General features: G+C 47.3%; 16 protein-coding genes and 1 pseudogene. 6 read left to right on the top strand and 11 right to left on the bottom strand.

Annotated features, from left to right (window positions below):
* The 7 genes and pseudogenes from AC6R05_RS23125 to AC6R05_RS23095 all read right to left on the bottom strand — a co-directional run.
* Window positions 1-131 (bottom strand): annotated as a pseudogene (locus tag AC6R05_RS23125) (AraC family transcriptional regulator); the annotation flags it as partial.
* 20 nt (window positions 132-151) lie between these two features.
* Complete coding sequence (locus tag AC6R05_RS23120; protein WP_500648790.1) at window positions 152-685, bottom strand: YbhB/YbcL family Raf kinase inhibitor-like protein; 534 nt, start codon at window positions 683-685, stop codon at window positions 152-154.
* A 237-nt stretch (window positions 686-922) separates the two neighbouring features.
* A complete protein-coding gene (locus tag AC6R05_RS23115) occupies window positions 923-1,762 on the bottom strand; it encodes a class III extradiol dioxygenase family protein (protein ID WP_032553675.1) in 840 nt (279 codons plus the stop codon).
* 2 nt (window positions 1,763-1,764) lie between these two features.
* Window positions 1,765-2,115, bottom strand: coding sequence for a protocatechuate 4,5-dioxygenase subunit alpha (locus AC6R05_RS23110; RefSeq protein ID WP_105058664.1), 351 nt, complete (start codon window positions 2,113-2,115; stop codon window positions 1,765-1,767).
* A gap of 1 nt (window position 2,116) precedes the next feature.
* Window positions 2,117-2,995, bottom strand: coding sequence for an amidohydrolase family protein (locus AC6R05_RS23105; RefSeq protein ID WP_105058663.1), 879 nt, complete (start codon window positions 2,993-2,995; stop codon window positions 2,117-2,119).
* A gap of 27 nt (window positions 2,996-3,022) precedes the next feature.
* Entirely contained in the window at window positions 3,023-4,087 is a 1,065-nt protein-coding gene (locus AC6R05_RS23100; protein ID WP_500648789.1) for a 4-oxalomesaconate tautomerase, read from the bottom strand.
* Window positions 4,080-4,757 carry a 4-carboxy-4-hydroxy-2-oxoadipate aldolase/oxaloacetate decarboxylase gene (locus tag AC6R05_RS23095; RefSeq protein WP_500648788.1) on the bottom strand — a complete coding sequence of 226 codons (678 nt, stop codon included), beginning with the start codon at window positions 4,755-4,757 and terminating at the stop codon, window positions 4,080-4,082. Before AC6R05_RS23095 ends, AC6R05_RS23100 begins: the two co-directional genes overlap by 8 nt.
* Before the next feature lie 283 nt (window positions 4,758-5,040).
* On the opposite strand from AC6R05_RS23095, the gene AC6R05_RS23090 reads away from it, so the two are divergent.
* The 6 genes from AC6R05_RS23090 (at window position 5,041) to AC6R05_RS23065 (ending at window position 10,781) form a co-directional block, all read left to right on the top strand.
* Complete coding sequence (locus AC6R05_RS23090) at window positions 5,041-5,880, top strand: shikimate dehydrogenase family protein (RefSeq protein WP_500648787.1); 840 nt, start codon at window positions 5,041-5,043, stop codon at window positions 5,878-5,880.
* Window positions 5,881-5,893: 13 nt separating this feature from the next.
* The gene (aroQ, locus tag AC6R05_RS23085) at window positions 5,894-6,337 is read left to right on the top strand and encodes a type II 3-dehydroquinate dehydratase (RefSeq protein ID WP_500648786.1); all 444 of its coding nucleotides are present in this window, start codon (window positions 5,894-5,896) and stop codon (window positions 6,335-6,337) included.
* Between the two features lie 282 nt (window positions 6,338-6,619).
* Window positions 6,620-7,645, top strand: coding sequence for a DctP family TRAP transporter solute-binding subunit (locus tag AC6R05_RS23080; RefSeq protein WP_500648785.1), 1,026 nt, complete (start codon window positions 6,620-6,622; stop codon window positions 7,643-7,645).
* Window positions 7,646-7,660: 15 nt separating this feature from the next.
* Window positions 7,661-8,881, top strand: a complete 1,221-nt coding sequence (locus AC6R05_RS23075) for a Gfo/Idh/MocA family protein (RefSeq protein ID WP_500648784.1) — start codon at window positions 7,661-7,663, stop codon at window positions 8,879-8,881.
* 13 nt (window positions 8,882-8,894) lie between these two features.
* Window positions 8,895-9,569 (top strand): hypothetical protein, encoded by a 675-nt coding sequence (locus AC6R05_RS23070; RefSeq protein ID WP_500648783.1) that lies wholly within the window; start codon window positions 8,895-8,897, stop codon window positions 9,567-9,569.
* A gap of 9 nt (window positions 9,570-9,578) precedes the next feature.
* Window positions 9,579-10,781: a Gfo/Idh/MocA family protein gene (locus AC6R05_RS23065; RefSeq protein WP_150896964.1), complete on the top strand. Its 1,203-nt coding sequence runs from the start codon at window positions 9,579-9,581 to the stop codon at window positions 10,779-10,781.
* 32 nt (window positions 10,782-10,813) lie between these two features.
* Here AC6R05_RS23065 and AC6R05_RS23060 read toward each other — a convergent pair whose 3' ends face one another.
* The 4 genes from AC6R05_RS23060 to AC6R05_RS23045 form a co-directional block, all read right to left on the bottom strand.
* Window positions 10,814-11,158, bottom strand: coding sequence for a ribosome recycling factor family protein (locus AC6R05_RS23060; protein WP_500648782.1), 345 nt, complete (start codon window positions 11,156-11,158; stop codon window positions 10,814-10,816).
* Between the two features lie 8 nt (window positions 11,159-11,166).
* Complete coding sequence (locus AC6R05_RS23055; RefSeq protein ID WP_500648781.1) at window positions 11,167-11,634, bottom strand: OsmC family protein; 468 nt, start codon at window positions 11,632-11,634, stop codon at window positions 11,167-11,169.
* A gap of 10 nt (window positions 11,635-11,644) precedes the next feature.
* On the bottom strand, window positions 11,645-12,037 hold the full coding sequence (locus AC6R05_RS23050; RefSeq protein WP_032498153.1) for a GFA family protein: 393 nt from the start codon (window positions 12,035-12,037) through the stop codon (window positions 11,645-11,647).
* 100 nt (window positions 12,038-12,137) lie between these two features.
* Window positions 12,138-13,070 carry a LysR family transcriptional regulator gene (locus AC6R05_RS23045; protein ID WP_500648780.1) on the bottom strand — a complete coding sequence of 311 codons (933 nt, stop codon included), beginning with the start codon at window positions 13,068-13,070 and terminating at the stop codon, window positions 12,138-12,140.
* Between the last annotated feature and the right edge of the window lie 71 nt (window positions 13,071-13,141).

Raw genomic sequence — 13,141 nt, 5'->3', positions numbered from 1 at the left:
ACAGAGTCTTTCCAAAAAAGTCGCTTACTCCCAGCCATGATTTGAATAATACTTGGAGAGTGGACTCGCACATTTCTGAGTTTCTGAAGTTGTTCGGCTCGAAACAGAGTCACTTGATACTGAGCGCTCATTACGCCTCCTAATTGGTCGACTAACGTGTGTAAGTTGCCGTTAGTGTGGCCTTGTCGATAGCAATGCTGTTAAGTGTAAAGCCTACCACGGCCGGCGGCGTATTCTCATCGAGGCCTAAGGTCGCCTTTGGCAGTGCCCAAACCGTAAACTGATAGCGGTGCATACCGTGACCTTTTGGAGGACAAGCACCGCCAAAACCTGTACTTCCGTAATCGATACGAGCCTCTTTCCCACCAAGCTTGCCGATATCAACGCCTTGTTCTAACTCCGTTGTTTTGCTTGGAATATCAAACGCGACCCAATGCCAAAAACCACTGCCTGTTGGTGCGTCTGGATCATAAGCAGTGATAGCAAAACTCTTGGTGCCTTCCGGTACATCTTTCCACATCAGTTGCGGCGACAGATTCTCGCCATCACAACCCCAGCCCTGATATTCAAACGTCTTAGCCATTGGATGGCCTTCCTGAACGTCTTGACTAACCAGCTCAAATGCTTGAGTTGAGCCTGCGCTAAAAAGACCTAGTGCGAGTAGAGATAGTGTTGGTAGTTTCATTGTTCGATTCCTTTTGTGAGTTCGGAATCAGTCTATCGTCAGTAACATCGCACAATATCTTTATAAGTATCACATTGAGTTTAATTTAAGCAACATTTGATACTTTTAGGGGTTTCGGAGATTTTTATGGCGGGAGAGCCAAAAAGAAATACGGTTTTATAGCTGTATTACCCAGGCAAAGAAAAGCCCCAGAGCACGACACTCTAGGGCTTTAGAAAGCTTAAATCTGAAATTGATCTAACGGTTTTCTATCAACATGGTGCCAGCGCCGGTATTCGACACGGGGGCGTGATAGCTGCTTTTCAGCACGTTAAGCTCGCCAGTCAATGCACCACGCATACCAAGCCACATAATAAATTCCGCACCTTGCGCACCGCCCTGCTCTACTAGGTCGTAGATCGAAAGTTTAGTCAGCTCTTCTGGGTTGTCGATCAGCTTCTTCATGCAGTAAAGGTCGAACTCTTTATTGATAAAACCAGCACGCTCACCGTCTAGCTGGTGAGAAAGACCACCAGTGCCAAGCACAACAACCTTCAAGTCTTTATCGTAGCTTTCTACTGCCTTACCAATCGCTTTACCTAGATCGTAACAACGTTTAGGTGATGGCATTGGGTGCTGTTCTACGTTGATACATACCGGAATCACCTTCATGTGACCGTAGCTGAAGTTTGGCCACATCAGCTGCATTGGTACAGTTAGACCGTGGTCAACTTTCATCTCTTGGCAGATGGTAATATCAAACTCGTTCTCAACCAGTTCGTTACAGATGTGCCACGACAGCTCTGGGTCACCGTTGATTTCTGGAATAGTTGGAATACCCCAGCCTTCATCGGCATTCTTATAACTTGGCGCGGCACCAATGGCGAAGGTCGGTTTCTTATCAAGGAAGAACTCTAGGCCGTGATCGTTATAAAAAACGACTGCTACATCTGGTTGAACTTCATCTAGCCAGTGGTGAATCGGTGGATACGCATCAAACAGAGGCTTCCAGTATTCAGTTTGTTGTAGATTGTTCTCAATTGCCTTACCAATTGAAGGAATGTGGGAAGTGGTAATTCCGCCAACGATCTTTGCCATAACTATTTCCCTGCCTCTACTAACATCTGTTTAAATTCTTCAACTGTCATACCCGTTTGCATCGCACCAATATCTTGCATGTTGAGTCCCAACATACCGACGAATTTGGCAAGGTAATAGATACTGCCACCTTCTGCGATCAACCCTAGAACATCACGCTCCTTGATTGCCGTCTTTTGAGCTTCCGTCAGGCCATATTTGTCACAGTAAGCCATTTCATCGGCTGAAAATGCATCACGCCCCGCTTGTTCGTTAAGTGAATGACACATCTTGTTCAAGCCATAGCCTTTACGCGCCATCGCGCCATCAAACATGGTTGTGCCGGGGATCGGCTTATTATTTAGGTAAGTCATGTTACACGCTCTCCGGCCAGTAAAGTTTCATAGGGTTAGTAACAAGTAGTGCTTGCTGCTGCTCAACAGTAGTAGCGATTTGTGGGATCACATCCACTAGGTGGCCATCATCTGGAGTATGAGACTTCATATTTGGGTGTGGCCAGTCGGTGCCCCAAAGTACGCGGTTTGGAAACAGATCAACCAAGGTTTTAGCAAACGGCACTACATCAGAGTAGTCAGGCGGCGTTTGAGTCAAACGCTCTGGGCAGCTCACTTTGCACCAGATATCTGGGTTACGCTCCATCAGGGAAATAAACTTACCGAACTCTTGGCTATCAACACCTTTTGTCACGTCAGGACGACCCATGTGGTCAATCACTACCGTCATGTTGAGCTCTTCTAAAAACGGCGTTACATCATCGATATCTTGCGCTTCAAAGTAGACCACAACATGCCAGCCCAATGGGCGGATTTTTTCAGCAATCGCTTTAAGCTTTTCAGTTGGTACCGTATCAACCAAGCGCTTCACAAAGTTAAAGCGAACACCACGAACGCCAGCTTTGTCCATCGCTTGTAGCTCTTCGTCTGTGACAGTTTCGTCAACGAATGCAATGCCACGAGCTAACTCACCAGCGGTCTCTAGCGCATCAACAAGCGCGCGATTATCGGTACTGTGGCAAGAAGCCTGAACAATCACATTACGGCTAAAGCCTAAGTGATCACGCAGGGCAAAAAGCTGCTCTTTTGACGCGTCGCACGGGGTGTACTTACGCGCCGGAGAGTAAGGGAATTTAGCCGCAGGACCAAAAACGTGACAGTGGCTATCCACTGCGCCTTCTGGCACCACAAACTTCGGCTTGCTTGGATTTGGGTGGAACGGTAGGTAATCAGCGTCCATGTTTCTTCCTTGTTATTTTCAGCAGGCTTACAGTCCAAATACGGTGCCATCGAACAGCTTTCTTGCTGTGCGAAGGATCGCGGCGGACTTCACTTGATTTTGTTCAACGTCTAGCACCACGCTCATCTTTCCGATTGGGTGTTCAACATCGATATGTATTTGTTTTTCTATTTCGACTTCAGCAAGTTGCTTGGCTGGGGCGTCATTCAAGATGCAGGCACTCGCGACACTCACTGCGCCCAACACACCGATCGACGCATGGCAGCGATGAGGGATAAAAGTACGCGTTGAAATACCACCACCATATTGAGGTGCGCTCACCAGTGTCATTTTCGGCACGCTTAGCTCACGAACATCGCCGAGATTCATCATTGGCCCAGCTTGCAGGCGTATCGACTCCAGACGTTGCTTAAGTTCTGCGTTGTCGTCCAATTGCTCGCGAGACTCGTCACCAGTAAGGCCAAAATCTTGCGCTCTTAGCACCACGACAGGCATACCGTTATCAATCAGGGTTACGCTCACGCCATCAATCACGTCGATTTCATTCCCCGTTGGCAATAAAGCACCGCAGGTAGAGCCAGCCGTGTCTTCAAAGCAGACCGCTAGCGGAGCCGATGTATTAGGGACTCCATCAATATGGCAGTCACCAGCATAGGTCACTTGCTTGTTTGGGGTTTGCACGGTAACCGTTGCTACCTGCTGTGTATTCTCCATAAAGATGCGAACCGAGGTTTGACCCTCTTGTGCTTCTACCAATCCACGTTCAATCGCAAACGGTGCAACACCCGCTAAAATATTGCCACAGTTTTGCTTGCCACTAATAAGCTTTTGGTCAACAAATACCTGTTGAAATAGGTAGTCAACGTCGACGCCTTCACGTTTTGACGATTCCACTATCGCAACCTTAGAGGCGAGTGGGTCTGCGCCGCCAATTCCGTCGATCTGTCTTGGGTCGGGGGTGCCCATCATCGACAGTAAAAACTGCTCACACGCCTGCTCGTTCTCCGGTAAATCCTGACGCAGGAAATAAGCTCCCTTTGATGTACCAGAGCGCATCCACATACATGGTGCACTGAAGGGATGACTAGACATATTTCAGTCCTTTCTCTTCTAGGCGGCCACGCATTTGATAGATGTCCAGACCCAACTCGCCATTCGCTAATCGAACACGCTTTGCTTCTTCACGTTCAATACGCGCTAGTGATTCATGCAGAACTTCTTCCGCTTCCTCGCGACGCACAACCACAACGCCATCTTCATCCGCGACCATCACATCACCAGGGTAAACCAGAGCGCCTGCACAGTTCATTGGCACGTTCACTGAACCCAGTGTCTCCTTGATGGTTCCTTCACTGAAGATCGCCTTAGACCATACTGGGAAATTCATTTCACGCAGGTCACGAGTGTCACGTACGCCACCTTCGATGATAAGACCGACCACACCGCGCGCTTGCGCCGATGTCGCTAGCAAGTCGCCAAAGAAACCGTGATTAGAAGGGGAAGTCGGTGCGAATACTAAGAAGTCACCCTCTTTTGCTTGCTCGATCGCTACGTGCATCATCCAGTTATCACCCGCTGCACCTGAGATGGTCAATGCAGAACCCGCAACCGCGTCGCCTTGGAAAATTGGGCGCATGTAATGAGCCAATAAGCCTTTACGACCTTGAGCTTCATGAATGGTTGCTACACCACATTGACGCAGGCCTTCAATAAGCTCCTTGTCTGCGCGCTGAATATTTTGTACTACGACGTTGTTCTGCATTTGTGTTCCCTCTTAATAGATCTCGGCAGGTGAATCCCTTCAAAGGTGGTTACTGCTCGCTGATGTATTCACTATAAAGAGGTGCTGACAAACGCGATATTTCAATTATTTCGCAAGGTATAAGATTTTGAGATAGGGAGTGCAATTACACCAGTTGCCGCTTAGGTGCTGCGCCCTGCGCTATCGGTAATCTTCAAAAATTGAATGGGTGTTAGGAAAAAACAATTATCGCGAGAAAGAGGGTTTTGCTAGCGTAGTGACAAATAACGATAAGGAGTGAATCATGATTCAATGTCGACTCATAGGGCAGAACATCCAACGTTCTCAATCGCCGGATTTTCACAATGCCCTTGCTGAAAAGCTTAATATTGAACTGCACTATCAACTCGAAGAGCTGACCATCAACAACGCAGAAGCACTCCACCAGTACACTACAGACTTGTTCGACAACGAGATTGATTCAGCCAACGTTACCTACCCCTACAAAGAACAAATACTATCGGTCGCCGATCAGCTCGCGCCTTGTGCCAAGCGAGTCGGTGCAGCTAACACGCTGGTTAAACGAGACCAACAAGTCATCGCTTACAACACAGACTACAGTGGCTTTATCGCTGCATTTAACCAATTTGGTCAACACAAGCCGGGCAAAGTAGTAGTGCTTGGTTGTGGTGGTGTCGGCAAAGCAATCTGCTTTTCACTTGCCGATCTCGGTGCGACAGAGATCGCAATATATGACCGGGATCTAACAAAAATGAATAGCCTAGCGAAGCTGCTTGCGGCTGAGAATATAGATACCGTATGTTTGAATGAAACGACGCTAGAAACAGCGGTACAGAAAGCAGAAGGTGTCCTCAATTGCACGCCCATCGGTCACTATCAAACACCCGGCTGCCCAATTGAAACCTCTTGGTTACAGGAGCAGGCTTGGTGTTTTGATGCCGTATACACACCGCGAGAGACAGAATTTCTGAAAGCCGCACAGCAGAAATCTATCAATACGTTGAGTGGCTTTGAGCTCTTTTTCCATCAAGCACATGATGCGTTCACCCTGTTCACAGGTGCCCAAGTTTCAACTCAACAACTCAATACTTTTAAGCAAACACAGCTTGCGAATTTACGTTAAGGACAATGACTCAATGAAAAAAATCTTAATACTCAACGGACCTAACCTGAACCTACTTGGCACACGTGAGCCTGCACAATACGGCTACGAAACACTGTCTGACGTAGAAGAAAACTGCCGTAAAGTCGCAGCGGAGTACGGTTATGACGCTGAGTGTTTTCAAAGCAATACCGAAGGCAGCCTAATTGATACCATCCACAAAGCGGGCCGTGAGTTTACTCAAGGTGAATGCGCTGGCGTGGTGTTTAACCCGGGTGCTTACACGCATACATCGATTGCTCTTCACGATGCAATTAAAGGGGTTGAAGTACCTGTGGTTGAAGTACACATCTCAAACGTGCATGCACGTGAAGCTTTCCGCCATCACTCGTACATTTCACCTGTCGCTGCAGGCACCATCATAGGTATGGGCACAAAAGGCTACAAATTAGCTTTGGATTTTTTGTTAGATAAGTAATACCAACTAGATTTCCATGGGGCTCTCGAGCCCCTTTTTTAATGTTTCAACAAAACTGAATACCCTACCTAAATTAGCCACTCAGAGTTTGGTCATCACACTTCTCCTCACCTTGTGCCCCGTTTTTTCTGGCCTCATGCAGTACGTCTAATCACAAACCGAATATCCGACTCTTTTTTTGAATTTCCGATTTTCAGCTTAATTACCCAACATTGATTTTGTTAACCAAACGTTAACAACCCTACAAATAGAAATGCTGTCAAAATAATAAGGAACTCAATAATGGAATTTCGTAAAACAGCACTGGCAACCGCAGCGTCTTTGCTTGCAACACTTAGCTTCTCTCATACTGCTCTAGCAGCGAAAACTGAAATCAGCATCGGCCACGTTGATTCGCAAAACTGGCAAGTCTCGAAAAAAGGGGCCGCAACGCAGGTCTTTAAAAATCTTGTCGAGGCAGAATCTGGTGGTGACATCAGTGTGAAAATATTCCCATCAGGACAACTGGGCGGTGAAACCGAACTACTGCAATCAGTCCAAGAAGGTATGCTAGGGATGACGATCGTTTCGGGATCTTTTTCTAAAGTGTGTCCGGAAGCCGCTGTACTTGAAGTTCCTTATCTATTCCCATCCTCACCTATCGCTTGGAAGGTGCTCGACGGTGAATTTGGCGAAAAGCTCGCTGAACATTGTTTAAAACAGACAGGCCTGCGAACCCTAGCTTATGGCGAAACTGGCTTTCGTCACTTCACTAACTCAAAGAAAGTCATCAAGAAGCCGACTGACCTAGCTGGCATGAAAATTCGCGTAATGCCAAACCAGTCTTTCATTGAGTTTATGAAGATTCTGAACGCAAATGCGACGCCAATATCAGCTCCTGAGCTTCCAGCAGCCCTAACAACAGGCGTGATTGATGGTCAGGAGAATCCCGTCAGCGTCATTGTCGAAAAGAAACTCTACGAGCTACAAGATCACATCACACTTGATGGCCATGTTTACAGTGCCGACTTCCTCGTAATCAATGATGACCTATTCCAAGGGTTAAGTGACAGCGACAAAGCCATCATCACTCGAGCATCTAAAGTTGCAGGGACAGTGGGCCGCGCCATTCAACAGATTAACTCTGCGCAGGGTCTAGAAACCTTAACTAAGAACGGTATGCAAGTCACCACACTGACATCAGAAGAGCTAGACGCCTTCCGCCAAGCGTCTCAACCAAAAATGATCTCTTGGCTCTCGACCAAAATCGACAAGCAGTGGATGAACTCAGCGCAACAATCTGTTGAATCTGCAACAGCCAACCAATAACACGAGGCCAGAATCATGACGACAAATAAACAAGTTCGCCCACTGCGTATTGGCCTAATCGGCTGTGGTGTCATTAGTGATATCTACCTAAAAACCAGCAAACGTTTCGATATTATCGATATTGTTGCGTGTGCAAGCCTAAATATCGAAGAGTCACGAGCAAAAGCGCAACAATACGATATTGCGAAGGTATGTACTCCAGAGGAAATCATTCAAGACCCTAACATTGATGCTGTGCTCAACCTGACTATTCCCGCTGTGCACGGCGAGATTTCACTAGCAGCGGTTCGTGCAGGAAAACATGTTTACTCTGAAAAACCATTCGTTACCGATTTAGCTGAAGGGCAACTCATTCTTGAGGAAGCAAAGCGCAATAACGTATTGGTCGGCAATGCACCTGACACCTTCCTTGGCAGCCGAGTACAGACTTGTAAGCGTTTGCTTGACGAGGGGCTGATTGGCCGACCAATTGGGGTAAACGCATTTGTAGGAACTCATGGCGTAGAGCGCCACCACCCTAACCCTGACTTCTACTACAAGCCAGGCGGCGGCCCACTTTTCGACCTTGGCCCATACTATTTGACGGCAATGATAGCGCTACTTGGTCCAATCAAGCAGGTGGCAGGGCTCGCTCAACGCTCTTTCCCGCAGCGTGAGATTGAGTCACAGCCTAGAGCTGGAGAGTTTATTGATGTTGAAGTTGATACTCACATCACCAGTTTGCTCGATTTCGAGAGTGGTTTATCTGGCGCCATGATGACCAGCTTTGATATTTGGGATTCACAGCTGCCTCGCTTAGAAATTTATGGCACTGAAGGTACTCTCTGCATTGCTGACCCAGATCCGACAGATGGGACCAATATTTTTGGCGGACAAGTGCTTTACAAAACACGTCAAGATGCTCGCTGGAGCTATCGACCACGAGTGCAAGGGCTTGAAAACTGGCGAGTTGCAGAAAACCTCCATAATCACGATCAAGATTCTCGAGGACTCGGCTTGGTCGACCTAGCTTATGCAGCTATCAACCAAAGAGCACCTCGCGCAAGTGGTGATCTAGCCCTTCACGTCTGCGAAGTGATGGAGAGCATCATTCAATCGAGTGACAGTCGCACCTTTAAGAATATCGAGACTCGTTGTGATGTGCCTGCTGCGCTACCAAGCGACTTTCCATACTCAGAAGGTGTTGACGTAACCACCAACGTTCAAAACAAACAGCAACCCGCAACGACAGAATAAAAGGATCTTAGTCATGCCAATAAGAGAAATGAATTTTGGTAAACCCTTCTTTAAAGCAACACTGGTCGAGAATGAGGCCGCTCTTGCTATTGATAACGCAGCAATTTTGCTCAACCTTGCCGACTCACCGTTTACAGTGAACACCCAAGCACTGGACTTTTACGAGTCCAAAATTGTACAGAACATTACATTAACCAATATCGAACGTGTGATTTTAATTGAAGGGTTTGACGCCTACGCGGATGAACAGGCTCTGCTTTCAAACATCCAGCAAACTTGGCCGCTTGCCTATGATGTCCGCAAAGAAGAGCGTTTGAAGGGCATTCAGTTTTGGATGTCGCCTAAAGAGAAAGTTGGCAACTTCGCTTTCTCGATGTATCACGCAGGCAGCGTTCCACTGACAGTAGGCTTGCATCAGACGCACGTCGGCTTCAATCACCTACGCGAGATTCATACTCAAATCGTCGGCTTCGGCAAGATGCAACAATGCTTTGAGAAAGATATCTCAACCCTCTATTTAGAAGATACTCTCGCACCGGGAGCTAGCCACAAGCCGATGTACAACCAAGAAGGTCAATATCCTTGGCATCAGTACGAAACCATCACTCCTGGCGTATTCATGGCAATAGAGATGGAACTTGAACCAACGAAAGAACAGCAATCACAACAAGACGCGATCAGCGCATAGGAGAACACCATGACGTCTAAATTGCTACCGAGCGATTTAACTTTTGCAGGCCCATTTCCAAAACTATCTCGACGACTTCGCCTCGGTATCGTGGGTGGCGGTCGAATATCGGTAACTCAATCTTCAGCTGCTCGTTTGAGCGATTACTGGGAGATTTGCGCGGGAGCACTCTCATCCGACCCAGTTAAGGCCAAACAGAAAGGGCAACAGTGGTACCTCGATGAAGATCGTTGTTACAGCTCTTTTTCCGAAATGGCCGAGAAAGAGTCTCAACGTGAAGATGGTGTCGATGCTGTAATGATAACCACCCCAAACCACCTGCACTACGATGCAGCCAAGGCATTCTTAGAGGTTGGGATCCACGTATTGTGCGATAAGCCGCTGACCAACGAGATTGATCAGGCAATGGATCTTATGCGCTTAACACAACAAACAGGTTTGGTATTTGGCGTATCCTTCGTCAACACGGCATTCCCGATGATTCGTCAAGCAAAGGCAATGGTCGAAAAGGGTTACATCGGCAAAATCAATCAAGTGCATGTTGAGTTCATGCAAGACTGGATGATGAACGAAGATATCTCTCAGGCAGAACATGTTAAGTGGCGCCTAGACCCGAAAAAGAGTGGTTCAACAAGCTGTACTGGTGACATCGGCACTCATGCCCAGAATCTCGCTAACTTCGTAACAGGACTCGAAATGACCGATATTTTGGCGCAAATGCACGTCTGTGGTGCCCCAAAACAGCTCGAAGATACCGTCATTATGATGACCAAATACGATGGTGCAATTCCGGGTACCTTAATGGCAACACGCCTTGCTTCAGGTAATCGCGGCGGCCTGAGGCTACGTGTGTTTGGTGATCAAGGTGGATTAGAGTGGGATATGGAATACCCAGAACGCCTCAAATACAGTAAGTTTGGCGATGCAGATAAAGTCTTAACACGTGGTCAAGGCGGCGAACTTTTCCCAGAAGTTGAACGCTTAACCCGTTTAGCTCGCGGTTTCTCTGAAGGTGCATTAGAAGCTTGGGCGAACCTTTACACTGAATTTGCGCTTGCTGTCGCTGCGCATAAAGATGGTTTAGATACGCCCGCAGATTGGCTTCAGTTTCCGCGCGTTGAAGCCGGAGCCAAAGGCGTTCGCTTCTCTGACGCAACGGTAGAATCGCACAATCAAAATGGGGCTTGGGTTAACTGTACACTCAATCAGTGACAACAAGACAGTATGGGCTGGAAATCGAGAGCTTACAGCCCTTCAAACTCATCAATAGCGATGCGCGCTTCTGCGAGTGAACAGCCAGATTCACTGACTAGTTGAGCGACGGTCATCGAAGGCGAGTTTTGAAGCAGTTGTTGCAAACAAACCGTTGGCTTAGGTAATACTTTGTCAATCGCAGTCACCACCCAAAGTAAGGGAACATCGCTAAGTTTCTCCCTTAATTTGTGTAGCTGCGCCTCTTCACCCGTCAGCATCCAATTCCGAGAACGTCGAATGCGTTTTAACTGACAGCCACTCTCGGCTGCTAAGGCGATCACCTGCGCCTTATCTGGCACGCGGTGGACAAAGCTATTTAGTACAACTGAAAACATAGTGTGGGTTACGAGTCTATCTCTACCGTGATCTCGGTTTTTACAGAATTGGCAATGAAGCAGTTACTGTGCGCCAGATGATGCAACTTTTCGAGCTGTTTATCCGTCGGGCGCTTATCACCAACAAATTGAATTTGAGGTCTAAGCGTAACATGACTCACCCAAGCTCGCCCCGCTTTATCTTCTTCAAGAACGCCAATCGCATCATCAACGTAAGACTCAATCACGTACTTACGCTTAGCTGCAATCCCCAAAAAGGTCAGCATATGACAACTGGCAATCGCCGCAATAAAGGCTTCTTCGGGATCAACATTTTCCTCAACGGAAAGTGGTAGTGGCACAACATGAGGCGATGACGACGCAGGTACAACAACGCCACCGTCGAACTCCCACATATGCCCACGACTGTATTGGTTATCGCTAAATACCTCATCTTCGCCTTTCTGCCAGCGAATCAGAGCACCATAATCAGACATACTTTTCTCCTTAGCGATCCGCAGGGTGGTTCACACCATCGTTAGTCACCACATCACCAATATCAAAAGGGTTCACCCCTTCCAAACAACCAATATTGAACCCGTATTCATTTGGGCTAGAGCGACGTTGATGGTGGGTATAGATACCGCAGTTTGAGCAAAAGTAGTGCTTCGCGGTGTTGGTATTGAATTGATATAACTTAAGATACTCTGCGCCTTTGAGGATCTTGATACCATCCAGCGCAACAGAGCCAACAATCGCCCCTTTGCGACGACAGATAGAGCAATCACAACGACGCGGCTTTTCGATTCCGTTGGGTAGGCTGAGCTCTAACTCCACCGCACCGCAGTGACAGGTCGCTTTATGAAATGGTTTGATCACCGTGTTGCCAACTATTTTCATTGTTCTCTCCAGTAACATCCATGTATTGCTCACATCATAACCAGTTCAGTCAGTTCTGTCCGCAGTCCCGTTTTCAGTTCGAGAGTTTTGTCATATCGCGTTAATCAATTGATTTATCAGTCAAACGACCAAAATTATCGATTAGAAAGTCCAAGAACAGTCGAATTCGCTTAGGTTGATACTTCTTGCTGATGTACACCACATTCAAATCAGCACTCGATACTGAGGTCGAGGTATTGAAGTTTTTCATATAGCCATTGAGCAAAGTAACCAAGCGTTGGTTATTGATGTCATCTTGCACATCCAGCACCGATTTTAACGCAATGCCCTCGCCTTTTAATGCCCAGTAGCGAATAACTTCACCGTCGTCTGAGAATCGCTTTGGCACAACAGTAATCGACTTCTTCATATCGTGATCTTGAAAGTGCCATGTTTTCAGTTCTTCATTGCTGCGCAGCATTGCTAAGCAATCATGGTCTGCTAAATCTTGCGGCGTTAATGGCGTACCATGCTTCGCAAGATATTCAGGAGAAGCACACAGCACACGTCGGCTCGGGGACAAACGTCTTGATATCAAACTGCTATCGACTAACTCTCCGTAGCGAATCACCACGTCCATGCCCGACTCTGCAATATTCGACAGGTTATCGTTCAAATACAGGTAAGGGATCACGTCAGGATATTGCTGACAGAACTCCGACAAGATTGGCAAAACGTACTGCTTGCCGATATCTTTCGGTGCGGCGATCTTTAATGGACCTTTAACCTCTTTGACGCCATTTTGAATCAGGTTTTCGGCTTCGCTAACGTTATCCAATATCTCCAAACACGCCTTGTGATACAGCTCGCCAGAGTCAGTTAAAGACACATGTCGAGTACTTCGATTCAACAGCTTCACGCCATATCGCTCTTCCAGTGCCTGCAGCCTTGCCGTCATGGTCGCAGGTGATAAACCTAGCTCCCGCCCTGCTGCAGCCAACCCTTGATGCTTCACGATACTGACGAACATCGCCATGTCTGAAAACTTATCCATGCTACTTCTTCCTCGCCAACCATTCATCTCAGCCGAATAATGAATTCATATTTTAGCCAATTATCAAAATT

The organism is Vibrio sp. R11-SG3-ISO9 (assembly GCF_059834255.1).
Note: the sequence above shows the minus strand (reverse complement) of the source record. Positions and strands in the feature narration are given on the sequence as shown.

Bases quoted from the DNA above. Each gene is read 5' to 3' on its own strand.
- AC6R05_RS23055 (WP_500648781.1), bottom strand. From the start codon at position 11,634: ATGTCTGATTATGGTGCTCTGATTCGCTGGCAGAAAGGCGAAGATGAG.
- AC6R05_RS23080 (WP_500648785.1), top strand. From the start codon at position 6,620: ATGGAATTTCGTAAAACAGCACTGGCAACCGCAGCGTCTTTGCTTGCA.
- AC6R05_RS23065 (WP_150896964.1), top strand. From the start codon at position 9,579: ATGACGTCTAAATTGCTACCGAGCGATTTAACTTTTGCAGGCCCATTT.
- AC6R05_RS23105 (WP_105058663.1), bottom strand. From the start codon at position 2,995: ATGGACGCTGATTACCTACCGTTCCACCCAAATCCAAGCAAGCCGAAG.
- AC6R05_RS23050 (WP_032498153.1), bottom strand. From the start codon at position 12,037: ATGAAAATAGTTGGCAACACGGTGATCAAACCATTTCATAAAGCGACC.
- AC6R05_RS23100 (WP_500648789.1), bottom strand. From the start codon at position 4,087: ATGTCTAGTCATCCCTTCAGTGCACCATGTATGTGGATGCGCTCTGGT.
- AC6R05_RS23045 (WP_500648780.1), bottom strand. From the start codon at position 13,070: ATGGATAAGTTTTCAGACATGGCGATGTTCGTCAGTATCGTGAAGCAT.
- AC6R05_RS23120 (WP_500648790.1), bottom strand. From the start codon at position 685: ATGAAACTACCAACACTATCTCTACTCGCACTAGGTCTTTTTAGCGCA.
- AC6R05_RS23115 (WP_032553675.1), bottom strand. From the start codon at position 1,762: ATGGCAAAGATCGTTGGCGGAATTACCACTTCCCACATTCCTTCAATT.
- AC6R05_RS23060 (WP_500648782.1), bottom strand. From the start codon at position 11,158: ATGTTTTCAGTTGTACTAAATAGCTTTGTCCACCGCGTGCCAGATAAG.
- AC6R05_RS23110 (WP_105058664.1), bottom strand. From the start codon at position 2,115: ATGACTTACCTAAATAATAAGCCGATCCCCGGCACAACCATGTTTGAT.
- aroQ (WP_500648786.1), top strand. From the start codon at position 5,894: ATGAAAAAAATCTTAATACTCAACGGACCTAACCTGAACCTACTTGGC.
- AC6R05_RS23075 (WP_500648784.1), top strand. From the start codon at position 7,661: ATGACGACAAATAAACAAGTTCGCCCACTGCGTATTGGCCTAATCGGC.
- AC6R05_RS23090 (WP_500648787.1), top strand. From the start codon at position 5,041: ATGATTCAATGTCGACTCATAGGGCAGAACATCCAACGTTCTCAATCG.
- AC6R05_RS23095 (WP_500648788.1), bottom strand. From the start codon at position 4,757: ATGCAGAACAACGTCGTAGTACAAAATATTCAGCGCGCAGACAAGGAG.
- AC6R05_RS23070 (WP_500648783.1), top strand. From the start codon at position 8,895: ATGCCAATAAGAGAAATGAATTTTGGTAAACCCTTCTTTAAAGCAACA.